The sequence below is a fragment of the Spirosoma daeguense genome (assembly GCF_054776875.1).
On the sequence record NZ_BAAHBF010000002.1, the window covers coordinates 494,539 to 518,221 of the forward strand.

Here is a 23,683-nt window from a genome sequence, read left to right on the forward strand (position 1 = left end):
TTTTTCTATGAACCCACAACGCCCGGCCAATACGTTTCGTACACCGCCACCATCTCCACCGCGCCCGAAGGCTTCTAGTGCGTCTACTGCGTCGCGAACAAGCCAGTCGGAGCGTCCGTCGGCACGCGTTTTGCCGATGTGGCATCAACTGCGCCAACTCATTCGGGAACAGCCTATTTTAACGAGTCTGTACTGGTTGAGTGTTCGCCTGTTTCTGTGGGTATTTTTCGGTTCACTTGGCTACGTTATCGTATTAAAATACGTACCAGTCTGGGTAACGCCCTTGATTGTTTCGCGTTGGATGGATACCATCGGAACGAATGAGTCGAGTCGGGTTTATAAGAAGTGGCGTTCTTATGACGATATAAATAAAGAAATGGCGTTGGCTGTAGTTTCGTCAGAAGATCAGGATTTTCCGACACACTGGGGTTTTGACTTTGATGAAATACAGGATGCGATCAAAGAAAACCAGCATCGGAAACGCCCACGTGGTGCCAGTACAATCTCGCAACAGGTAGCTAAAAACGTATTTCTCTGGAATGGACGTAGCTATATACGTAAAGGATTGGAAGTATATTTTACGGTATTGATTGAGTTGATTTGGGGAAAAAAACGCATTCTGGAAATGTATCTAAATGTAGCAGAAACGGGGCCAATGACCTTCGGTGTTGAAGCCGCATCACAACGGTATTTTCAACACGCGTCTGCTACGTTGACACGTAATGAAGCGGCACGTATTGCCGCCGTACTTCCTAATCCAATCCAATACTCAATTAGCGATCCGTCGAACTATATTCAACGACGAACCCGTCAGATTACCCGGCAAATGCGTTATCTGGGTGGACAAAAATACATTCGTAATTTATAGAAGATTACTTATTTGAGTTCGTTTGTTTACCGATTTATTGGTGTTTTAGGCTGGAGCCAACGCTGACTTATCCGTAAAATGAGTTGGTTAAACTGATTCAGCGTGGCTGGTTTTGTTATAAAATCGTCGGCACCGAGATTTAGCGCTTTTTGTTTATCGCTAGCCTGATCGGAAGTGGTGAGCATAACTACCGGAATCGCTTTATAGTGATCTATAGCCTTCAGTGTTTGTAGCATCTCAAAACCACCCATAAACGGCATATTCAGATCAAGCAGAATTAACGCAGGTAATTCCGATGATTTATCTAATGTATGAACAAGTTCTTCTCCATCTTCAATACAGTTAAGCTGATAATCAGGGCAATATTGTCGGAATACTTCCTGCAAAAGAAAGCGGTCGTCTTCATCATCATCAACGAGGAGAACGTACGTAGTAGATAAATTCTTCATAAAGGCGGGCTGGTCTGCCAAACGTAGCAGGGCCATCGAATAGGTGATAAGTACTGAAATAAATGAAGTAAAGATTAAAGCAAAGGCAGATTACTTTGTTATCGGGTTTTTTTGTAAATCGTATGGGTTAGCAAAAAACACAATTTAATTTATTGATTATTAGGTAGGTAGAAAACTGTAGAGACAACGTTTTATTCATCATAGGTAGTTAATCAGGACGTACTACGTAGGGCATCGTCACCGCTTTATAAGACAAACTTAAAAAAGTCTGGTATTGATAAACTGCTCCAGCGAAACAGGTTTGTTATGCAGGATGAAAAAATAGACAAGAGCCATCAGAATTAAATAACTGATAGCGAGCCATTTCTTTTTTTGAGCGAACTCGATAGGATGATGATAGTAATCGTAAATCATGGATGCAGATAAACCCATCACCATCAGAAAGAACGAGAACACGCCGAAATCTGTTCGATACACACGGACTGATTCCATGAAACGAGCTCCCGAAACAATATAAAGTAACCAAACGCCAAAACCCGCCCGATACAGATATACACTTAATCGACGGTCGTTTTTAAGATCGAAAATGTCATCGGTGAATTTTTCAGACATAATCTTGTTTACTTTGAATTGTGTGAAACTAAACATTTTACCTGATAAACGCAAAAAATAGAATGCCTAATACACAATTAGTTAATACTGAACAGGAATTTACAACAATGCACATTGAGCTGGCCCGCGTAGACGACGCCTTTCATTTTGAGGCTGTTGGTACGTCTGGAGTTGCTCAACATATCGATGCAGCGCCCGATACAGGCGGCCATAATGCCGGTGCTCGGCCAATGGAGATGCTGCTGATGGGCTTAGCAGGTTGCTCGGCGATTGACGTAATTCTGATTCTGAAAAAACAGAAACAGATTATTGACGATTTCAGACTCAAAGTAGATGGACTACGGGAAAAAGGAGCTATTCCCGCTCCCTTTAAAAAGATTCATATTACGTACTTACTTAAAGGCCAGTTAGATCCCGACAAAGTGAAACGTGCCATCGATTTGTCGATGGATAAATATTGTTCAGCAACAGCTCAGCTACGTCCAACAGCCGAAATTACGTACTCGTTCGAACTATCCTGAAACACGACTACGTAACGTAGTAATTTAATAGGATTCTGATTTACTTTTGTTACGTATTTCTAATTGATTAGATTGATTTTCAGAGTTTTTGAGAAGTTCGTTGCTGCCGATGAAGAAGAAAGTAAGATATTCGATGAACGACAAGTCTGCTACGTTCGGGCGATCGTTATTCGTCAATTCTTACTTTCATCGGTGGGCAACATATTGCTGGTTGTTCCTTATACTGACAAGTAAATGCATTGTTGGTCAGGCTCAAAGCGTTGATAATCAATTTGAACATCTTTCAACAAAAAACGGCCTGTCGCATAATTCTATACTATGCATTTGGCAAGATCGTGATGGCTTTTTGTGGCTTGGTACAAAAGACGGTCTGAACCGATACGATGGCTACAACTTTACGGTTTATAAGCCAAATCCGAGTGATCCAACAAATACATTCGGTCATAACTGGATCAGCAGCATCTGTGAGGATCACAAAGGTCGTATGTGGATAACAACATTGGGCGGGGGGCTGTATCTATTTGATCGTCAGTCGGGTAAAGCAACTGCTTTTCGGATTGAACCCGCCAATATATCGCTCCGCAATGCCATGTACTCGGCAATTGAAGATCGACAGGGAATGCTTTGGATAGCCTCTAGAGAGGGCCTTACCCGTTTTAATCCTGATACGAAACAATTTACCTTATTCGCTTCGCCTGATCCGAACAATCCGACTGTTTATACGGTTCGGGAAGACCATCAGAAGCATTTATGGGTTGGTACTGCCAATGGTTTGTATCAGTTTGATCGCCAATCGACAACGTTCATACGTGTGCCATTGAACCAGAAGCAGCGGGAAGCTGTATCAGGTATCGTTCCCGACCGAACCGGTGCCGTTTGGGTTATTTCTCCGGCGGGGAAATTATATCGGCGAATGGCCAATGGGAGTATCCAGCAAATCTATTCATACACGCCATCCAGCAAGCCATATTACCGGTTTGCACCTTTGGGCAGACTTAAAGAAGATGCTGCTGGCAATTTCTGGGGGGTGCTGCCTGGACTTCCCGGACTTATTTATCTTGATACGGCCACAGGACAGATAAAACGTATTCAGGTTGATCCGGCCCAAACCGCCAGTTTGAGCAGCAATACGATTTACTCGTTGTATTATGATAAAACAGGGACACTGTGGGTTGGGTCTGATAACGGCTTGGACAAACGGGATGCACAGCCCAAAAAATTTCTGACGCATCAGTTGATTGCTAACAACGGAACCAGTCGTCAACCCAAAAATAGTATTCGGGCATTATGGCAGGATGAAACCGGGTTAATCTGGCTCAGCAACGAACTGGGCGAATTATATTCATTTGACAGTTACACAGGGCATTATCAGCGGTTTCCGGCAGACGCAGCCAACCCGAAACGCTTATTCAGCGACGATGTAAATGCAATTTGTGAAGATAAGTCAGGGCTTTTATGGATTGGGGCAGGGAGGTATCTTCATTCCTTTGACCGTAGTACAGGGTTATTCACCCGGTATCCAACCCAAATAACGATACGAAGTATTCGCATCGGTTCAGATAACAAACTCTGGATGGCAGGAGAGGGGCTCGCCTGTTTTGATCCCGCGAATCATCAGTTTACATATTACTTTCACGACCCCAAAAATCCGAACAGCCTTGGTGATGAGTCGCTTATTGTGGCATTGCCCACCCGTGATGGTAGTATCTGGGCCGCTTCAACCCGGCGGGGGCTAAGTCGTCTGAACGTAGCGACTGGTAAGTTTACGCATTACAGGCCCGATTTTGATGATCCCGCCGGGCAACTGACAGATAAAGATATTCGCTGTTTATACGAAGATAATCAGGGAAAGCTCTGGGCCGGGACTAATCAGGGAGGATTGAATTGCTATGATTATCAGACGGATACGTTCACCGCATTCACAACAGACGATGGCCTTCCCAATAACCATATTACTGGTATTTTAGGAGATAATGATGGCAATCTTTGGTTGTCGACCAATCAGGGTATCTGCAAGTTCAATCCCAAAACAAAAGTATGTAATACCTACGAAGAAAGTGATGGTTTACAGGCTGATGAATTCTTCGAAGTGTATGCCAGCGGCCCAAACGGAAAGTTGTTGTTTGGTGGCCCGAACGGATTTAACGTTTTCTATCCCAAGTCTATCCGAAATAATCCGCTGATACCGCCGATACGTATCACGCGTGTGCATACCCGCAACAAAATTATTCAACTTCCGAAAGGAACATTGGAATTTTCACATCAGGAAAACGACCTCTGGTTCGATTTTGTGGCCCTTAATTTTAGTATGCCCGAAAAAAATCAGTACGCTTATCAGTTGGTTGGTGTCGATAAAGAGTGGGTTAATAGCGGATACCGGCGTTTTGTAAGTTATACGAATCTGTCACCAGGCGAGTACTGGTTTCGGGTGAAAGGAACCAATAACGATGGTACCTGGAACGAGAAGGGTATAAAGCTTCACATTCTGATCCGACCGCCATTCTGGCAAACCTGGTGGTTTATTGCGCTAGCTGTGGTTGCTTCGCTGGGGCTAATTTACATCGGGTTACAGTTCTGGATTCGGCAGGTTAAAGAGCGGGAAGCGAATAAAACGGCCTATAATAAGCGATTGGCAGCTATGGAAATGCAGGCATTACGAGCGCAGATGAACCCGCACTTTATTTTCAATAGCCTGAATTCAATTAATCGCTTCATTATGAAGCATGAATCCGAAAAAGCATCCGACTACCTGTCTAAATTTTCGAAATTGATTCGGCTGATTCTCAATCACTCCAGTGTGGCAGTTGTTACGTTGGAAAAAGAGCTGGAAGCCCTTCAATTGTATTTGCGGCTCGAAGCGTTACGTTTCGATGGGCGATTCACGTTTTCTATCAATGTGAGTAACGATATTGAACCTGCCTATACCGAAATTCCACCCATGATTATTCAGCCGTATGTCGAAAATGCAATCTGGCATGGGCTGATGCATAAAGAAGAGGGAGGACATCTGATTCTCGACTGGCAAATTGAAAAAAATACGTTGGTTTGTACCATTGAAGACAACGGCATTGGTCGGCAGAAAGCCGCTGAATTGAAAAGTAAATCGGCTACGCGAACAAAGTCATTAGGTATGCAAATTACTGCCGACCGCCTGAAATTGAGCCAGTTGCTCGACGGGGAACAACCAAACGTAACAATTTATGATCTGGTCGATCCCGATGGTGAACCGGCTGGTACGCGTGTAGTATTACGAATTCCGACTAGCTGAATCGGTTATCTCAACGTTACGATTTCGAACAGCACCGGGCTTTTTGATTATGTTAAAAGCAATTATTATTGATGATGAGGCCCATTGCCGGGAAACCTTGTCAATGCAATTGGCAAAATATTGCCCTCAGTTACAGGTAACGGCCGAATGCCGTTCAGCAGCCGATGGGCTAAAAGCGATTGCCGAATATGAACCGGACGTATTGTTTCTCGACGTAGAGATGCCTGTCATGAATGGCTTCGAAATGCTGGAACAACTTCCCAAGGTAGATTTCGACATTATTTTTACTACCGGTTACGATTCCTATGCCATTAAAGCCATCCGGTTCAGTGCGCTCGATTACTTGCTTAAGCCGATTGACAAAGATGATTTAATACAGGCTGTTGCGAAAGTAAATCGAAATCCAGACCCGGTTGTGAACCAGCAGATTAAGTTGCTTCTGGAGAAACTCGATCATAAAACTCCTCTGCAAAAAGTGGCGTTGCCTAGTACGCAGGGATTCGAGCTAGTAATGATTGATACCATTATCCGTTGCGAGGCCGACGATAATTATACCCATGTATTTTTAAAAGAACGACCTCCACTATTGGTTTCACGAACGCTGAAAGAAATCGAAGAGTTATTGGAGAATAACTCGTTTTTGCGAATTCACCAATCACATCTGATTAACTTAAATGAAATCGTCCGTTACGTCCGGGGCGAAGGTGGTTACGTTGTCATGAGCGACAATTCAACCATTCACGTATCGCGCAGCCGCAAAGATGTATTACTAAAAATATTCCGATAACGTAGCATTTCCTGATTCTTCCCTTACCCTGTCGAATACTCATTCAGATTGGTCCAATACTCATTATGCATGGTATGGTCTTTCTATGAGCTGTAATTTTGAATCATCAATCAGCAAGGCAGGCGTTTTCAAAAGATTAGTAATGTCTTAATTTCTGCCGATTGATCTTCGAAGAGATAAAAAATCTGGAGACCTCGTTACATCAAATTAAGTTAACAGCAGGTCATTATAGATGAATTGCTTAGTCAATTCAGACGATTTTGTAAGAGTTAATTAGAATAGGTGATTTTTAAAGCAGACTTCAGCTTGGAGGTCTGCTTTTTCGTTTTTGAGTTACAAAGTCGTTGACTACCAACGAAATCGCTATCTAAATCGTATGGCTGAAATCAACTAAATATATTTTGAAAATCAGATACATTTTTTTCATAAAACAGGAGAAGTCGCGTTATGGATTTGAAACCTTAACAACTATACTACCATGAAAAAAGTCCTGCTTGGGTTGGCTCTGTTAACCACCCTAACCACTGTTACGTTGGCGGCTGATGTACGGAAAGAGAGGAAGGCGAAAAAAGCGAAATCGGCAACCTGTGGAAAAGGACGACATGCCTGCGGTCTGAAAAAGGCTAGGGTATAATCGCTACTTATTTGCAATCGTATCAACCCCTTCGTCAGCAGAACGAAGGGGTTTTTATTTTTACCAAAAGTTGATTTACGACGTATCGCTTCCGATTTTTGTTTATGCAACAGTACCACGATCTCCTTCGCCACATTCTTCAGAACGGCGCCCGCAAAACTGACCGCACTGGCACCGGTACCATTAGTGTATTTGGGTATCAGATGCGTTTTAATCTGGAAGATGGCTTCCCATTGCTTACTACCAAAAAAGTACATACCCGGTCTATCATTTATGAACTGTTATGGTTCATTAAGGGCGATACTAATATTAAGTACCTGAAAGACAATGGAGTTTCGATCTGGGATGAGTGGGCTGATAGTGAGGGAAATCTGGGGCCGGTTTACGGCAAACAATGGCGTAGCTGGGCGGCACCCGATGGCCGTGTAATTGATCAGTTGAGCGACGTATTGCGGCAACTCAAAAAATCACCCGATTCGCGTCGGATGATGGTGTCGGCCTGGAACCCGTCTGACGTACCAAACATGGCATTACCGCCATGTCATGCCTTGTTTCAGTTCTACGTATCAGATGGAAAACTGTCTTGTCAGCTCTACCAACGTAGCGCCGATGTATTTCTCGGCGTTCCTTTTAACATTGCCAGTTACGCACTTCTGACCATGATGGTTGCGCAGGAATGCGGCTATACAGCACATGAATTTATCTGGACTGGTGGCGATACGCATCTGTATCTTAATCATTTAGAACAGGTAGAAACGCAACTTGCCCGTGAACCGCGCCCTTTGCCAACCATGCGCCTGAATCCAGATGTAACGTCAATTTTTGACTTTACGTATGACGACTTTACACTCGAAAACTACAACCCATATCCGGCTATTAAAGCACCTGTTGCGGTATAGTATCGAATAATATGGAGTATTTCGACCAGATTTTCGATAGCCCGGACGATTTGCCGACACAGTGGATCGGGCAGGAATTCGAACAATGTATATTTAAGAAGCTGGATTTGTCGCGTATAGCATTTTATGATTCCAGTTTTATCAATTGTCGATTCGAAGATTGTGTGTTGGCTAACGTAGAACTTGGAAATACTAAACTGTATGACGTTACGTTTGTCAACAGCAAATTGCCGCATGTTGATTTTGGCGTGTGTAATCCGTTTGGTTTTCACGTCGATTTTCAGTCCTGCCAGCTTGATTATTCCGTTTTCCTGAATCGTAAAATGAAGAAAACGAAGTTTATCAATTGTTCATTGAAAGAAGCGTTCTTCATCAAGTGTGAATTAATAGGCAGCGTTTTCGATAATTGTGATCTGGAATTGACTCGATTTGAGAATAATGATCTGACACAGGTAGATTTTTCCAGTTCCTATAATCTGGAAATGAATCCTGAAGATAACAAAGTAAAGAAAGCAAAGTTTTCACTGCACAACCTGCCCGGCCTGTTAACAAAATACGGGCTAGTAATCAGTAAATAATTGAACAATACTACTAAAATTGGAGTGAGTAATTGGCGGAATGAATCTTAGCGAATTTTCTCACTCCAATTCGTTTTATAGGCATATACCCAATCCATTTTTTTTGCCTCGAACTTTACAAAATAAGGCAGTAATAAATCCCGAAAAAACTGCTGGAATTTATTCGGTACCGTTTTCGTATCCCCAACTTTACGAGCTTCTCGTACAATTTTTTGAACACGTGCCTGACGTAGTGATTGAAATTTGGCGAAAGCTGAAACGGGATCGGGTAGGTCGCGGAGACATTTAGCGAGCACAACAGCATCTTCGAGTGCTAACGACGCACCCTGACCGATGTGAGGGGCCGTTGCATGAGCCGCATCACCGAGCAGACAGACACGCCCTTTATGCCAGTTTTTCAAAAACGGAATGTCGTAGATAGGGTATATTTCTAGTTGATGAGCCAATTTTATTACGTCAGCAATAGGTGCAGGGTCATTTTGGTGAAGTTTTAAAAGCTTATCTTTCAGTTGATTTATTTCCATCGTCGACAATTCATTACGTGCTGGCTCTTGTTCCTGTGCGATATTATTGAACCACCAAACATCTCCCTGACTAGAAACCGAATATGCAAAAAAGGCCCGTTCGCCAAATGTCATACGAATTGAGCCGTACAAACCCGCTACGTTATCCAGCTTTGTAAAACCTCCGGTCGACAACAAACCTGTGTAGGCTAATTTAGGTGCATCAGGAAAAATAACATTGCGAGTGGCCGAATGAATACCATCACAGCCTATGATAAAATCGCCGGTAACATTGGTACCATCAGTGAAAAAAGCTGTAGCATTTTTATCCGTTTGAGAAATGGATGTTAATTTTTTACCAAACTCAATTTTTATGCCCTTTCCCAACGCTTCCTGACGAATAGCTTTGTTCAGCAGTCCACGTTTTACCTGAATAGTTTCTGCGCCATATAATTCCCGCTGAGTGACTGTATCAATCTCGCCAATATTTTTATTTTTCGCATTGAAAAAACTCATTTTTCCCGGCGTAAAATCAGTAAAAATTTTATCCAGCGAAATAATTTCGTTCAATACGTTCAACCCATTTGGTGTAATGCCTAAAAACGCACCTGCATCGTCCTGATAAGCTGGTTTGGCTTCGAAAATAACCGACTCGATGCCAATTCTTTTTAAGAATAAAGCCATTGCTGGCCCCGCAATACCGCAGCCAATGATGAGGGCTTTCTGGGAAGACATACTACGTATTGTTGACTGAAAATGGTGGGATTGAACGTATCGTTATAGGCTATTTATCGGCCCAATAATTTCTGGTATTCTTCTTCAATCATGCTACGTTCACTACCACGTTGGTAAACCGTGAAATAGTGCGAAGCTAGGCCGATACCCCAACCGAGGAGTGGGAAAATTGGCCAGGGGAAAATCGAACCTGAATGTTCTCGTTGAATCGCGAAATTCGTGAATGCCCAGATCAGCCATAAACCAGCATTTACGATTAAATAGCTCCGTAAATGCATTTTAAAACCAACTCGTGCTTTGGCCTGCTTCCACAGAAATGGGTCGCGTTTTTGATTGTCTGATGTCGTTTCCATGATTTGAACAGTGCTTAGTTTAGAGATTTAGACTTTGGCGCGAATGCCTCGAAGAATTTTAGTTTGTAACGATTGACAAGGTAACTACCTAAGAAAGTTGTCAGACCAGTGGCTACTACAACTACGGGCCAGAACTGTTTCATGGGAAAGAGTCGCACCAGCGTTTCGGCCCAGAAGGCAGCATAAAGACCAATTACCGACCAGTTCATGAAATAGTAATGGTAGTAAAACCAGCTTGGAACGTAGCGTCGGAAAATGATGGGCACCATGCCACCAATGATGGTTATGCTGCTGAAAAGGGCGGCAATATGAAACGGCCCAAATTTGCCAAACAGCCGATAAATCATGAATGCCGTGAGGTTGACCAAAATCATAGACACTACGTACCCATAACCGATCTGTCGATGAGCGCGGGTACCTTTGGGCATCAGTACTACGCACGTTCCGAGTATGATAGCGGCCATAGCAGAGGTAAAGTGAATGGTACCCGTAGTTGAGTGAATAATGTCGGTTAACATAAGTGTAGGCAGGTTTGTGAAGTAAAGATAAATTGCGCATTGACGAAGCCATCGGCCTATCCGACCAATTCCCTAACTTGCGGAGTAAATGACCGTTTTTTTATGACCAACGCCGATATTGTCGATATGCTCGAACTGACGGGCCGATTGATGGAGCTTCACGACCGCGATGCTTTTAAGACCCGTACCTTCCAGAGTGCTGCTTTTAACCTCGATAAATCCACTGCCGATTTAGTTAATTTACCCGTTGAGGAATTGGTCAAATTGCAGGGTATTGGTAAGTCGATTGCCCAGAAAATCCGAGAAATCGTCGAAACGGGTCGTTTGACCGATCTGGATGAGTTACTGGCTCAGACCCCGGAGGGTGTACTGGATATGTTTCGTATTAAGGGGTTGGGCGTAAAAAAAGTACGAACGCTCTGGCGCGAACTGGGTATCGATAATCTGCGCGATCTGCAACGGGCAGGCGAAAACGGTGAAATTGCTAAAATAAAAGGTTTTGGGGGGAGTACGCAGGAAAAAATTCTGGCGGCACTTGAGTTTTTGCAGGAACAGCAAGGCAAAGTTCGCATGGATAAAGCGGCCATGATTGCCAAGCTGCTACATGAAGAACTAAGCAAACACTTCGACCGTGTTGACATTAGCGGTCAGGTTCGCCGGAAAGCGCAGGAAGTCGATACGGTTCAATTGCTGGTGCAGACTAACGACCCATTATCGGCCATGCTTACGTTGAATGGACTGCCGAATTTTTCGCAGAACGAAGCCGAATCGTCGCCGTTTAGCTGGCGGGGGAAATTTATGAGTTTCGATGTTCTGGTTGAACTTCTCCTATATCCGGCCGAGCAGATGAATCGGCAGTTGTTTATTCAGACGGCAGCAACTCCACACCTGCAACAGGTTGGTACAGGGGGCGCTACGTTGTTGCAGGTGGCCTATACAAGTGTGGTTTCGGAAGTGGCAGAAGGGGCGACTGAAGAAGTTGAACAGGCCATTTATGCACGGGCCGGATTACCTTACATTGTGCCGGAAATGCGCGAAGATGAATTTGCGTTTCGTTGGGCAAGCCGCCATCAGAACGATGAACTGGTGACCTGGAACGATCTTCGTGGTACGTTGCACAATCATAGCACCTGGTCGGATGGAAAACAGTCGGTTGCTGATATGGCAGCTTATTGTCGTGAGTTGGGCCTTTCTTATTTTGGTATTGCCGACCATTCAAAAACCGCATCCTATGCCAACGGGCTCGACGTTGAACGGGTTCGTCAGCAACATATTGAAATCGATAAACTGAACGAAGGTTTTGGCGGTACGTTTCGTATTCTTAAAGGTATCGAATCGGATATTTTGGGCGATGGCTCGCTGGATTATGACGATGCTACGTTAGCAACGTTCGACTACGTAGTGGCATCGGTACACCAGACCCTTACTATGTCGATTGAAAAAGCAACGACACGGCTGTTACGTGCCATCGAAAATCCGTATACTACTATTCTAGGCCATCCAACGGGTCGATTGTTGTTAGCTCGCGAAGGGTACCCCATCGATCACCGGGCTATCATTGATGCATGTGCCGCTAATAATGTCGTAATTGAAATCAACGCTAGCCCGTATCGGCTCGACCTCGACTGGAAGTGGATTGATTATGCTATGCAACAAGGGGTTAAATTGAGCATCAACCCCGATGCGCACGAATTGGCTGGCTTACTCGATATGCACTACGGTGTTGCGATTGGTCGAAAAGGAGGATTAACAAAAGCCATGACCTTCAATACGTTATCGCTCGATGAAATGACAACGTATTTAGAGCAACGCCGGGAACGAATTCCGTCAAAAAGTTAATCAATTAATTCTTGATTAACGAGGCAGGGGATAGGGTAAATAAAATATAGAATGGTACTTTTAGGGGAGTAGGCGTTTTGTCTAAAGCCGTAACAAATCAGCGAATCAGAAGTAAGATGGCTTTCAGTGAACGCCGTCCTTCTGAGTGTACCCAACCTGATTTTACTACAGGCTTCCTAAACCCGCTTCTATGCGCTTTTTTTGTGTACTGATTCTATCGATTTACCTGTTCAGTGAGGGTAGGGCTCAACCTATAACAAAACCCAAAAGCTCGACCAACACATTTTCGGCAACGGGCTATGTCCGGGATGCCAAAACGGGTAAACCAATTCAGGGCGTTAATATTGTGGTGCTTAACGTATCGAAAGGATACGTAACGGCGAAAGATGGCTTTTACGTTGTTCAACTTCAGCCGGGCACTTACATATTACGATTTACACACGTCGGGTTCCGACCACGTCAGGATACCATTACGTTGCAAAAAACGCTCTTTCGGGAAGTGGTAATGGAAGATGACTCGAAAGATCTTGAAGAAGTGGTAGTTACCAGCGAGTCGCCAGATCGAAACGTGCGAAAAGTTGAAATTGGCGTATCTCAACTGTCGATACGTAGCATTCGACGGATTCCGCCACTGATGGGTGAAATCGACATTGTTCGGAGCCTGTTGTTGCTGCCAGGTGTTACAACAGTTGGTGAAGGAGCGCCGGGATTCAACGTGCGAGGTGGGAGTGCTGACCAGAACCTGATTCTTTTCGATGATGCACCGGTGTTCAATTCGAGCCACTTGATGGGTTTTTTCTCCGTATTCAATCCCGACGTAGTACGCGACGTAACGCTGAATCGGGGCGGAGTGGCTGCAGCCTATGGCGGACGGGCATCGTCGGTGCTGGATGTGAAAATCAAAGAGCCGGATGCGCAAAAATGGGGAGTAAATGGCGGTATTGGTCTTATTTCGACCCGATTAGGTATTGAAGGGCCACTCATTAAAAATAAACTGTCGCTGCTGCTGGGAGGGCGAGTGTCATTCAACGATTTCCTGTTCAAACTGGCTCCTTCAAATCTGACCGATACAAAAGCCAACTTCTACGACCTAACGGCCAAGCTGAAATATCAGCTCAGCGAAAAACACACGATTACATTCACTGGATACCGAAGTACGGATGTGTTCAAACTGGCCTCCGATTCGTTGTCAGGACAGGAAATCAATGCATCATCGACCCAGTTCAATTACCAAACTACCACTGCTTCGCTACGGTGGAATTACTTCATGAGCAAGCAGTTGAATCTGGCAACGGCGGCTATTTTTAGCCAATATCAGGCCGATTTGTCATCGCCCGATTCTGCCAACGCGTTCCGACTCGAATCAGGTGTTTGGCATCGACAACTTAAGTCTGACTTGACCTATACGCCTAACGAAACACACCAATGGCAGGCAGGGGTGAGTTTTATTGATTACTACGTTCAGCCCAATAACCGAATTCCCGGTCCAAAATCGAACGTACTGCCTGTTGATATTGCTTCGGAAAGAGCCTACGAACTGGCTGCTTATGTGCAGGATGAATGGAAGCTGAATGCAAATGTATCGGTTATTGCGGGACTACGTTATTCGGCTCTACTGAATCGAGGGCCTGCCGTGTTACGTAACTATACCGAAAATGCGCCACGGCAGGATGAAACCGTTGTGTCGACACAAACCTACACTGAGGGTAAAATTTATCATTCAGCGGGAGGATTGGAACCCCGGTTGGCGCTACGTTGGTCGGTGGATGAGGGGCAGGCCGTGAAAGCAGGTTATAGTCGGTTACGTCAATATATTCAGCAGGTTACGAATACGACGGCGGCATTGCCCACATCGCGCTGGCACCTGAGCGATACGTATACAAAACCCGTTATTGCCGATCAGTGGTCGTTGGGCTATTTCCGTAATACGTCCGACAATGCCATTGAAGCATCGGGAGAGGTCTATTACAAAAATCTGACGAATGCAATCGATTATCGCGATGGAGCCGAGTTGCAACTGGCACAGGCCGTTGAAACGCAAATTGTACAGGGTAGTGGGCACGCCTATGGTTTTGAAGGATTGTTTCGGAAAAACAAAGGTCGCTGGACGGGCTTTGTGAGTTATACCTATGCCCGAACGTTTCTGACAATGGTAAGCCCGTATGCCGAAGAACGAGTTAACAATGGCAATCCGTATCCAGCCAATTATGACAAACCACACACCCTAAATATTCTGGCTACCCATCGCCCAACCGCCTGGTTCAGTATGTCGCTGAATTTTACTTACAGCACGGGTCGCCCCACTACCCAACCTGCCGCCATTGCACGGGTTGCTGGTATTCGCGTGCCGATTTACCTCGACCGAAATCAACAGCGAGTTCCCGATTATCATCGGCTCGATTTTTCGATGACGTTTGAGCAGAATCCGCTCAAGAAAAAGCGGAATCAGAGCAGTTGGGTTTTTGCAATTTATAATGTTTACGCTCATAAAAATGCGTATTCTATCTTTTACAACCTGAGCCCAGCCGCTTCGGCCGATGCCTATAAACTGTCAATTTTCGGCACGATGTTTCCCTCGCTGACCTATAATTTTAAATTCTGATGAAACGTCGCTCGCTGGCTTACATACAACTTTTTTTATTTGGGCTGCTGGTTGTGGCTTGTGTTACCGAGTTTCAGCCCGGCACGGTAAGTATTCTACCATCGCTGATTGTGGAAGGGCAGATTACGAATCAACCCGGTCCTTATTCAGTCAGGCTGACACAAACGGCCGATTATTCGTTCAAGAGCATAAATCTGCTCGAAACGGGGGCTACGGTAACCATTGAAGATAACCTTGGCAACCGCGAAACATTAACAGAGCAAGCGCCGGGGGGCGTATACCTGACCAAAGTGAACGGCATACGGGGTGTTGCAGGACGTAGTTACAAACTTACAATCCTGACTAAAGCCGGAAAACGTTACGAATCAGTACAGGAAGTGTTGCCTCAGCCTCCACCAATCCTAAAGCTTTATTACGAATATACTAATACGTTAGAAGGTATTATACCGTCACGTCGGCAGGGGTGGAATGTCTACATTGATGCGAAAGATCCTGATACGTTAGGGAATTATTATAAGTGGAGCTGGACTCATTACGAACCGATAGAGGTTTGTTTTCAGCGGGAATTACCGGATGGCCTTATTACTGGTTTGAACTGCTGCACTCCCTGTTGGGATATTCATCGTTGCTACGACTGCATCAACCTGAACTCCGATGCCAATATTAACGGACGGGCCATTAGCCGCCAGCCAATCATGACAGTTCCCTATAAATCGACCCGGTCATATTACTTGGAGGTTGAACAACAGGCACTTAGCAAAGGAGCGTATGCTTTCTGGAAAAGCGTTAGGCAACTGACCAGCAATACGGGCGGTTTATTCGATGCGGCTCCGTCGTCGGTTCAGGGAAATATCCGTTGTGTAAACGACCCATCAACCACAGCCTATGGGTATTTTGGCGCAACGGGCGTAGTTGAGGAACACATGTACGTTGATCGGAGTGCTGGGCAGGGAATTCCTGATCTGGATCGGGAGGTATTTGTGCCGCAGCCATCGCCCTGTGTGGCCTGTGAAAATAGCATTTACCGTACGCAAAATAAACCGCGTTGGTGGATTCAATAAGTTATTTGACAACGACTAATTAATAAATATTTTTGTAGAAAAGATAGATAGATGGAGCGTCCGGTAAAATTTCTGATTTTGCAATTTGCGTCTATTGGTGACGTAGTACTGACATCGCCGGTAGTACGTTGCCTAAAACGGCAGGTTCCAAATGCTGAGATTCACTATTGTACCCGGTCCGAATACGCGTCTATCATCGAGTTTAATCCGCACATTTCTGGTACTCATTACCTGTCGAAAAATGTGTATACGCTGGTACGAGCACTACGTAGCGAACAGTTCGACTACGTAATTGATTTACAAAACTCGTTTATTACAGGCTTTATTAAAGCTACGTTAGGCGCTAGGTTGTATAGTGTGGAGCGGCAGACGTTACGTCAATGGCTTTACGTGCGCTGGAAAATCAACGCTATTCCCAATCAGCATGTGGTAGACCGGTATATGACAACGGTGCAGCCGCTGGGGGTTGAGAATGATGGCCTTGGTCTGGATTATTTTATCCCCTACAAAGACGAGGTTGAAACGGACTGGCTTCCTGAAACGCACCAGAACGGTTTTGTGGCCTATTCCATCGGTGGCCAGCATTTTACCCGCCGGATGCCCACGCTGCGAATGATTGAGCTTTGCTTAAAAATCAACTACCCGATGGTGCTTGTAGGTGATAAGGACGATCGGAAAGTGGGCGAAGAAATTGTGCGTGCCATTGGCGAAAAATATATTTACAACGCTTGTGGACATTATAACTTGAATCAGTCGGCTTCATTGCTGCAACAGGCGCGAGTTGTTTTTACCCACGATACGGGGCTGATGCATGTTGCGGCTGCTTTCGGCAAAAAAGTCTATTCTATTTGGGGAAGCTCTACCCCCCAACTAGGTTTTGCGCCTTACAAAACCCCCCACGTCCGACTTGAAGCCACCGGCTTAGGTTGTCGTCCCTGCTCAGCTACTGGCTTCGGGAACTGTCCCATGAAACACTTCAAATGCATGAACAACCTCCCGTTCGATTTCGAAGTGAAGGAGCTACGTACCAAAAAGAAGAATTTCGAATAACTACGTAACGGGAGAACGTACTACGTAATGTCAATCCTGTTTTAGCATTTTCTGCACACGCTGAGCAACCATTTCTACCGATATATCAATAAGGCAAGCTAAATCTCCTCGCCAGCAGGGCTTGTTTCCAAAAACTGAACACGGGCGGCATGTTAGTATGTCGGTCGGAATTTGCAGAATCGCTTCGTCGCCCTGTCCCCAGGGGCCAAAACCCGCATTCGGATGAGTAGCTCCCCAGATCGACAGTACCGGCACACCACTAAGGGCGGCCAAATGCATGTTTCCTGAATCCATACACACCATGCCGTTTAACTGACGAATCAAGGCCAGTTCGGCGGTGAGCGACAGTTGACCAGCAACCAGAATTACCTGCGGAAAACGTTGGCGAAGCGTGTTTAGTTGGGAAATTTCTGCCGATCCTCCACCAAAAAAAAATATAGTAATTGGTTGATTATCTAGTAGTTGTTCTAGTAAGAGGGCAAATCGTTCGAATGGCCACATCTTTTGCGGATGCTGTGCAAATGGCGCAATACCCAACCACGGTACGTTAAATGGAATCGTTTGCTTCGCTAAAAACTGGCTTAGCTCGGTTTCGGCCGATTGATACGTTGGGAATTGAAACGGGCGGGCAGGTTGCAAGGAAAAACCTGCTTTGTCGAAAACCTGCGCGTATCGCTCAACACTGTGCGGCAATTGCTTTCGAACTTTATTCTCTTTCCGGGTTAATGTTTTTTTCTCAGATCGCCCCTTATCGATGGTTACTGCCGGAATGCCAATTAAACGAAACAGATTCTTCAGTACGGCAGTACGTAGGTTTTGATGCGCATCAATGACCACCGCATACGTAGCAAGCGCACGCAATTCCCGAAACAGACGTAGCAATCCCCCAAATCCTTTGTGACGACCGGAAAAATCAGCACCGACAATTGTTATGTTTGGAAAACCCTCAAAAAAAACGCCGAATCGCGCCCGTGTTACCAAGGTGATACGTAGATCAGGGTAACGTTCCGTGAATGCCTGCACAACAGGTGCCAGCAATGCTACGTCGCCCATAGCCGAAAATCGTAGAAGAAGCAGGTCTTTTTTCAACGACATTACGACTGGCCGTATAGCACAGGGTTGAGCGTGGGGTCGTTATACATTTTCATTTGCCGATATACTTTCACAAAACGATCTCCGTTTTGAATATCTTCCTGAAGCTCGTCGAAGCAACGGGCCAGATCAATTTCCTGTTCGAGCAATACGTTGAGTTTTTGTTGCGCTTTTTGCCGATGTTCATCCGAAACCTCCGAACGATCCACCTGTTCGCGAAAATGATAAATTTTCAGCTGCAGAATCGACATGCGGTCGAGTAGCCAGGCTGGCGTTTCGGAGTTCATCCGGGCCATTTCCTTCGGTGTAATGCCCGCATATAAATCGACAAACCAACTATCAATCAATTCGACCGTATCGGTCCGATCCTGATTCGACTGATCAATCCGGCGTTTAATGGCAACCAGTTCATCGGGGCGGATGGCTGGGCTGCGGATAATGTCTTCAAGGTGCCATTGCACCGTATCAATCCAGCTTTTCTGATATAACAGGAAGGCAATATCGTTGGCGGAATACGGGTTGTTGATGGGCGTGTCGACATGGTCGGTCAGGTGGTAATCCTGAATGCTTTGTCGAAATATATCGTTGGCAAACGTAGCGTTCATAGTCGTGAATCGACCGCAAAGATACAGAATTTCGGTAGGGAAAGCAGTTTTCCCAAACTCCTCAGCGTATTGAATTGATGGCCACAAAATTAGCGATATACTGTACTGAAGATGAACGTGCTTGATAAATCCGAAAATCCGTTGGGTCAAAGCGTTTCCCAGATTGGGAACACATCGCCTGCATTAAACTCGGATTTATCAGCGGGTAATTCCATAAAAGCGTTGGCCGCCAGTAGATTAGCGAAGTCAGCCGAGCCAGATCCCGGAAGCGGATGTGCCAGTATTGCGCCATTCAGATCATAGTCGAGCCGAACAGACAGGAAATACGTAATAGCTGGGCGGAACGTAAATGGCTCTGTCAGTTGGGCATAACGTAGCGGAGCGGGAGCCAACCCCAACGAAGCCCGTAGATAAGGTAATACGTAGCGATACGCGCACAAAATAGTCGAAACCGGGTTTCCGGGAAGTGCAAAAACGGTTTTCTGGGGTGCAGTTCCAAACCAGAGCGGTTTGCCCGGACGCTGTTCTATTTTATGAAACTGTTTCTTAACCCCAAGACTCGCCAGTACGTCGGGTACAAAATCAGCTTTTCCGGCCGAAACACCACCGCTCAAAATCAACATATCGTGTTCGTCGAGTAAGGCTGTCAATCGTTCAGCCAGCACCTGTTCTTCGTCGATTATGTGGTGCAGCGATGCCTGAATACCCAGCGATGCCAGTGCCGCACGTAGCATATACGTATTAGATCGGCGAATTTGATAGGGAAGGGGCGAGTCGCTAATATCGACAAGCTCATCGCCAGTTGAAATAAGCGCAACGCGGGGCAACGACGTAACCGCCAGCGATTGCTGACCAACCGAAGCCGCTACGGCCAGTTCAGAAGGGCCGAGATACGTACCAATGGGTAGCAGTTCATCACCCGAACGTCGATCATTGGCTTGAAAATGAATATGTTGCCCTTTTTCTATGCCGTCGATTAGAAGCGTTGCCTGTCCGTCGTTGATACGTATGTCTTCATAGCGAACAACCGTATCAACGCCAATAGGCAACATAGACCCAGTCATTACTTCCAAACACGTACCAGCATCGATGAGGGTTTGCTGAGGCTGTCCGGCCATCTGCATACCGACAACCCGAAATGTCCTGTTTCTGGCAGAAACATCGGCAAAACGAATGGCAATCCCATCCATTGCCACTCGGTCGAAAGGCGGGAAATCACGGTCGGCAAACACCGGTTCACGTAAGACTCGTCCTTGTGCTTCGAGCAACGAAACCGTAATTATAGGTAAATCGAGCAGATGCTGCTGGGTAATCGAAAAGGCGTCGGCAACGGAGAGCATACTTTTTAATGAAAAATGGATAATGAAGAATGAATACTAGATAATGTAACTGTAAAAATAAAATGCAGTTATTCAACATCTACTTTTGTAGTATTCTTTCCGATGTTCATTTTTCATTATACACTCTTCATTAAAATCTATGTTTTCTCATCTCAACGAAGAAGGCAACCCGGCTATGGTCGATGTGGGCGCAAAAACCGTAACCCGCCGAACAGCTCGTGCCCAGACGGTTGTTGCTCTTGGACCCGAAATAATGCAGCATCTGGTGCCGTCGGTGGGGAGTGGCTCGGATATTGCGACCAAAAAAGGCCCTGTTTTTCAGACGGCTATTATTGCAGGGACTATGGCTGCCAAACGTACTGACGATCTGATTCCATTATGCCATTCACTCGGATTAGACAATTGTAAAATTACGATTACAACAAAAGAGAATGACGCAATTGTCGATTGTCTGGTGTCGACCGAAGGAAAAACCGGGGTCGAAATGGAAGCATTGGTGGGCGCATCGGTAGCCGCGCTGACCATTTATGATATGTGCAAGGCTTTTTCGCACGACATCATAATTAAAGAAACCAAATTGATGGAGAAAACTGGGGGTAAACGAGACTTTCGACGCGATGCCTAAACTCAACGGATTGATACTCACGGGCGGACGTAGCACTCGCATGGGCGAAGATAAATCACAGCTACGTTATCACGATAAACCACAACGCGAACATCTGACCGAATTGCTACGGCCCTATTGCAACGTAGTATTTTGGTCGGTAAACACGGTACAGGCGGCTGAACTGACTAATTCGGAACAGCTACGTATTGTTGATACGTTTGATATCGCTGGCCCACTCAATGGAATCCTGTCGGCGTTTCAGTACGACGCTGAGGCAGCCTGGTTTGTAGTAGCCTGCGATATGCCACTCCTGACAGTTCACTCGCTCGATGCCTTGGTAAAGGGACGTAACAAAACCAAGTTAGCTACTGTGTTTTATGATTCAGACGGTACGTTACCCGAACCATTGCTCGGTATTTATGAGCCTGCATTTGGATCAATTCTGCAACAAGCTGTTGCCAACGGCACTGTTTCACCCCGTCAGATTCTGCAACAGAACGAAATTCAATTGTTGACCGTACCCGATGTTCAGGAGTTAACCAACGTCAATGATGTAACAGCTCGAATAAAACTGGGTTTCTAAACCATTGAACCAAACGTAGCGTTTGTATTGCATTAAAAATGAACGCGTATGAATTCATTACGTCGGTTAGTACTGGCCGCAGGAGCATTCCTCTTAGGTAACTCGGCTCAGGGGCAACGTAGTACACAAGCTACTGAATTACAAAACTTTAGCATACAACGTATTCGTCATCAAAAAACGATTGGCCTCTCTTTGGGAGGTTATGCGTTGGCTAACGTAGCAATCGGCAGTATTGCAGCAGCCCAGACTTCGGGGGAGTCGAAGTATTTTCATAAAATGAATGTCTACTGGAATCTGGTGAATCTGGGAATTGCGGGGGCTGGTCTGCTGGCTACCCGCAAACGTAACGCAGATTCTGAATCGCTTTCAGAAGCCGTTCGGCAACATGAAAACATGAAACAGATTCTGTTGATAAATGCCGGACTCGACGTAGCATATATTGTTGGAGGGGCATATTTGCGGGAAAAGGCGATTAATAAACCAGACCGGGCCGACCAGTTTCGGGGCTATGGTACGTCGATTATGGTGCAGGGTGCTTTTCTGCTCGCTTTCGACGTAGTGAATTACCTCATTTTCAAACGCAGGGGCGACAAACAGGAAAAACGTCTGCTTTCGGTCAGTTCGTCGGGTATAGGCATTACGGTGCCAATTCGATGAGATTTACGGATTGTTTCTGAAAATCAGCCCGTCCCCGAACTAATCAACACAGCATCTGGTTCTGCGATAATTTACTAATCGCAACCGGCTTCCGGGGCAACGAACATGCAAACGCATTTACAACCTTTTCGCTCATTTGTTCAACAAGCTGTCGACCGTATTCAGCAAGACTCCGATGCGGTTGGTCTGGCCGCTGGTGGCTCCTGGATATCAGGAGAAATGGATGCTTATTCCGACCTTGATCTGGTACTGGTAACAAACCGACGTATTGCGCCCGATATACAGCAGATGCGTACTTATGCCGCTACGTTAGGGCCAATGATTGCTTCGTTTCGGGGCGATCATGTTGGTGAACCGCGCTTATTGATAACGCTTTACAATCCGCCACTTTTACACGTCGATCTAAAATTTATTACGCCCGACGAGTTTCAGGAACGGGTCGAAAATCCGATAATTCTTTGGGAGCGCAACCACGTATTGACGGATATAATGCAGCAATCCGTGGCACAGTATCCGCCGTTCGATTTTCAATGGACCGAAGATCGGTTCTGGGTTTGGATGCACTATGCCGCCGTAAAAATTGGTCGAGGTGAGTTATTTGAGGCCGTCGATTTTTTTGGATTTATCCGGGGAGCGGTTCTGGGACCAATGCTTCACTTAAAAAATTCGGGTTTGCCACGTGGTGTTCGACGGGCAGAAACTATTTTTGGTGCACAGGAACTAGAACAGTTAGGCCGAACCGTGGCAACGCCTGATCGAGAAACGTTACTGGCTAGTTTGTGGGAAGTGATTCATTACTACGAATTGTTGCGTGAGTCGCTGGCTCCTGCTACGTTGCAGAGAAACACAGAGGCACAACAAGTCGTTACAGCGTATGTAAGGTCGCTATAACGTAGTGAGATTGTAAAGATTAATCCAACAGCTTCTTATACGTAAAGTGTGCGAAGAAAGGTATAAATCGGAGGGTGAATCGTATTCATAAACACAGCTAAAATCATAGCTTTTTAGAATTAATGACTAATCAGGACGAATATTTTTTGCGGGAAGCGATTCGGCTGGCGCGTGAAGGTATGCTGAGCGGACAAGGTGGACCTTTTGGCTCGGTCGTTGTGCGAAATGGAGAAATCGTAGGAAAAGGCTGTAATCAGGTTACGTCGACCAACGACCCAACCGCCCATGCCGAAGTGGTTGCCATTCGTGATGCCTGCCGCAACCTGGGAACGTTTCAACTGGATGGATGCGTGCTATATGCTTCCTGCGAACCTTGCCCGATGTGCCTTGGCGCAATTTACTGGGCGCGTCCGAGCCGAATTGTGTACGGAGCTTTTCACTCCGATGCTGCGGGGGCTGGCTTCGACGATCAGTTTATTTACGAAGAGCTGGAAAAAGACCGTGAACAACGGCATATTCCCATGTATCAGCTTCTGCGCGACGAGGCCGATGCCGTTTTTCAGGAATGGATTGCTCTGGAAAACCGAACAAATTATTAAATGCCCAATAAGATAACGGCTACTTTTGGCCC

Annotated in this window: 24 protein-coding genes; 16 read left to right on the forward strand and 8 right to left on the reverse strand. The window is 45.6% G+C overall.

Features of this window, described 5'->3' with window-relative positions; translation table 11 throughout:
• Positions 1-7: 7 nt before the first annotated feature.
• A complete protein-coding gene (gene mtgA / locus ACYVD4_RS06930; protein ID WP_460943787.1) occupies positions 8-868 on the forward strand; it encodes a monofunctional biosynthetic peptidoglycan transglycosylase in 861 nt (286 codons plus the stop codon).
• A gap of 26 nt (positions 869-894) precedes the next feature.
• Here the strand turns inward: mtgA and ACYVD4_RS06935 are convergent, their stop codons facing one another.
• Positions 895-1,317, reverse strand: coding sequence for a response regulator (locus tag ACYVD4_RS06935; RefSeq protein WP_460943789.1), 423 nt, complete (start codon positions 1,315-1,317; stop codon positions 895-897).
• Between the two features lie 258 nt (positions 1,318-1,575).
• Positions 1,576-1,929: a hypothetical protein gene (locus tag ACYVD4_RS06940; RefSeq protein WP_460943791.1), complete on the reverse strand. Its 354-nt coding sequence runs from the start codon at positions 1,927-1,929 to the stop codon at positions 1,576-1,578.
• A 107-nt stretch (positions 1,930-2,036) separates the two neighbouring features.
• On the opposite strand from ACYVD4_RS06940, the gene ACYVD4_RS06945 reads away from it, so the two are divergent.
• The 6 genes from ACYVD4_RS06945 to ACYVD4_RS06970 all read left to right on the forward strand — a co-directional run bounded on the left by ACYVD4_RS06945 (position 2,037) and on the right by ACYVD4_RS06970 (position 8,616).
• The gene (locus ACYVD4_RS06945) at positions 2,037-2,450 is read left to right on the forward strand and encodes an OsmC family protein (RefSeq protein ID WP_460944763.1); all 414 of its coding nucleotides are present in this window, start codon (positions 2,037-2,039) and stop codon (positions 2,448-2,450) included.
• 109 nt (positions 2,451-2,559) lie between these two features.
• Complete coding sequence (locus tag ACYVD4_RS06950; RefSeq protein WP_460943793.1) at positions 2,560-5,718, forward strand: two-component regulator propeller domain-containing protein; 3,159 nt, start codon at positions 2,560-2,562, stop codon at positions 5,716-5,718.
• A 49-nt stretch (positions 5,719-5,767) separates the two neighbouring features.
• Entirely contained in the window at positions 5,768-6,505 is a 738-nt protein-coding gene (locus tag ACYVD4_RS06955; protein WP_460943796.1) for a LytR/AlgR family response regulator transcription factor, read from the forward strand.
• A 478-nt stretch (positions 6,506-6,983) separates the two neighbouring features.
• Positions 6,984-7,139, forward strand: a complete 156-nt coding sequence (locus ACYVD4_RS06960) for a hypothetical protein (protein ID WP_460943798.1) — start codon at positions 6,984-6,986, stop codon at positions 7,137-7,139.
• Positions 7,140-7,243: 104 nt separating this feature from the next.
• Complete coding sequence (locus ACYVD4_RS06965; protein ID WP_460943800.1) at positions 7,244-8,038, forward strand: thymidylate synthase; 795 nt, start codon at positions 7,244-7,246, stop codon at positions 8,036-8,038.
• 11 nt (positions 8,039-8,049) lie between these two features.
• Positions 8,050-8,616, forward strand: coding sequence for a pentapeptide repeat-containing protein (locus tag ACYVD4_RS06970; RefSeq protein ID WP_460943802.1), 567 nt, complete (start codon positions 8,050-8,052; stop codon positions 8,614-8,616).
• A 47-nt stretch (positions 8,617-8,663) separates the two neighbouring features.
• Here ACYVD4_RS06970 and ACYVD4_RS06975 read toward each other — a convergent pair whose 3' ends face one another.
• Genes ACYVD4_RS06975 through ACYVD4_RS06985 form a run of 3 tightly spaced genes read right to left on the reverse strand, consistent with a single transcriptional unit; the run spans position 8,664 to position 10,725 of the window.
• On the reverse strand, positions 8,664-9,854 hold the full coding sequence (locus ACYVD4_RS06975) for an FAD-dependent oxidoreductase (protein WP_460943804.1): 1,191 nt from the start codon (positions 9,852-9,854) through the stop codon (positions 8,664-8,666).
• A 53-nt stretch (positions 9,855-9,907) separates the two neighbouring features.
• Entirely contained in the window at positions 9,908-10,207 is a 300-nt protein-coding gene (locus ACYVD4_RS06980) for a 2TM domain-containing protein (RefSeq protein WP_460943806.1), read from the reverse strand.
• A gap of 14 nt (positions 10,208-10,221) precedes the next feature.
• Positions 10,222-10,725 (reverse strand): DUF2306 domain-containing protein, encoded by a 504-nt coding sequence (locus ACYVD4_RS06985; RefSeq protein ID WP_460943808.1) that lies wholly within the window; start codon positions 10,723-10,725, stop codon positions 10,222-10,224.
• 102 nt (positions 10,726-10,827) lie between these two features.
• Here ACYVD4_RS06985 and ACYVD4_RS06990 point away from each other — a divergent pair, with 102 nt between their 5' ends.
• The 4 genes from ACYVD4_RS06990 to ACYVD4_RS07005 all read left to right on the forward strand — a co-directional run bounded on the left by ACYVD4_RS06990 (position 10,828) and on the right by ACYVD4_RS07005 (position 17,277).
• Positions 10,828-12,564, forward strand: coding sequence for a helix-hairpin-helix domain-containing protein (locus ACYVD4_RS06990; RefSeq protein ID WP_460943810.1), 1,737 nt, complete (start codon positions 10,828-10,830; stop codon positions 12,562-12,564).
• 190 nt (positions 12,565-12,754) lie between these two features.
• Positions 12,755-15,166 carry a TonB-dependent receptor gene (locus tag ACYVD4_RS06995; protein ID WP_460943812.1) on the forward strand — a complete coding sequence of 804 codons (2,412 nt, stop codon included), beginning with the start codon at positions 12,755-12,757 and terminating at the stop codon, positions 15,164-15,166.
• Positions 15,166-16,227: a DUF4249 domain-containing protein gene (locus ACYVD4_RS07000; protein ID WP_460943814.1), complete on the forward strand. Its 1,062-nt coding sequence runs from the start codon at positions 15,166-15,168 to the stop codon at positions 16,225-16,227. Before ACYVD4_RS06995 ends, ACYVD4_RS07000 begins: the two co-directional genes overlap by 1 nt.
• Positions 16,228-16,278: 51 nt before the next feature.
• Entirely contained in the window at positions 16,279-17,277 is a 999-nt protein-coding gene (locus ACYVD4_RS07005) for a glycosyltransferase family 9 protein (RefSeq protein WP_460943816.1), read from the forward strand.
• 30 nt (positions 17,278-17,307) lie between these two features.
• On the opposite strand, the gene ACYVD4_RS07010 is transcribed toward ACYVD4_RS07005, so the two are convergent.
• The 3 genes from ACYVD4_RS07010 to ACYVD4_RS07020 are packed head-to-tail and all read right to left on the reverse strand — an operon-like array spanning position 17,308 to position 20,314.
• Positions 17,308-18,372, reverse strand: a complete 1,065-nt coding sequence (locus ACYVD4_RS07010; protein WP_460943818.1) for a glycosyltransferase family 9 protein — start codon at positions 18,370-18,372, stop codon at positions 17,308-17,310.
• The gene (locus tag ACYVD4_RS07015) at positions 18,372-19,124 is read right to left on the reverse strand and encodes a DUF4254 domain-containing protein (protein WP_460943820.1); all 753 of its coding nucleotides are present in this window, start codon (positions 19,122-19,124) and stop codon (positions 18,372-18,374) included. The genes ACYVD4_RS07010 and ACYVD4_RS07015 overlap by 1 nt, the downstream gene beginning before the upstream one ends.
• Positions 19,121-20,314, reverse strand: a complete 1,194-nt coding sequence (locus ACYVD4_RS07020) for a molybdopterin molybdotransferase MoeA (protein WP_460943822.1) — start codon at positions 20,312-20,314, stop codon at positions 19,121-19,123. The genes ACYVD4_RS07015 and ACYVD4_RS07020 overlap by 4 nt, the downstream gene beginning before the upstream one ends.
• Positions 20,315-20,453: 139 nt before the next feature.
• On the opposite strand from ACYVD4_RS07020, the gene moaC reads away from it, so the two are divergent.
• The 5 genes from moaC to ACYVD4_RS07045 all read left to right on the forward strand — a co-directional run bounded on the left by moaC (position 20,454) and on the right by ACYVD4_RS07045 (position 23,651).
• Positions 20,454-20,939: a cyclic pyranopterin monophosphate synthase MoaC gene (gene moaC / locus ACYVD4_RS07025; protein WP_460943824.1), complete on the forward strand. Its 486-nt coding sequence runs from the start codon at positions 20,454-20,456 to the stop codon at positions 20,937-20,939.
• Positions 20,932-21,504 (forward strand): NTP transferase domain-containing protein, encoded by a 573-nt coding sequence (locus ACYVD4_RS07030; protein WP_460943826.1) that lies wholly within the window; start codon positions 20,932-20,934, stop codon positions 21,502-21,504. The genes moaC and ACYVD4_RS07030 overlap by 8 nt, the downstream gene beginning before the upstream one ends.
• Positions 21,505-21,552: 48 nt before the next feature.
• Entirely contained in the window at positions 21,553-22,161 is a 609-nt protein-coding gene (locus ACYVD4_RS07035) for a DUF6992 family protein (RefSeq protein WP_460943828.1), read from the forward strand.
• Positions 22,162-22,266: 105 nt separating this feature from the next.
• Positions 22,267-23,052, forward strand: coding sequence for a nucleotidyltransferase domain-containing protein (locus tag ACYVD4_RS07040; protein ID WP_460943830.1), 786 nt, complete (start codon positions 22,267-22,269; stop codon positions 23,050-23,052).
• 122 nt (positions 23,053-23,174) lie between these two features.
• The gene (locus ACYVD4_RS07045; RefSeq protein ID WP_460943832.1) at positions 23,175-23,651 is read left to right on the forward strand and encodes a nucleoside deaminase; all 477 of its coding nucleotides are present in this window, start codon (positions 23,175-23,177) and stop codon (positions 23,649-23,651) included.
• Positions 23,652-23,683: the final 32 nt, after the last annotated feature.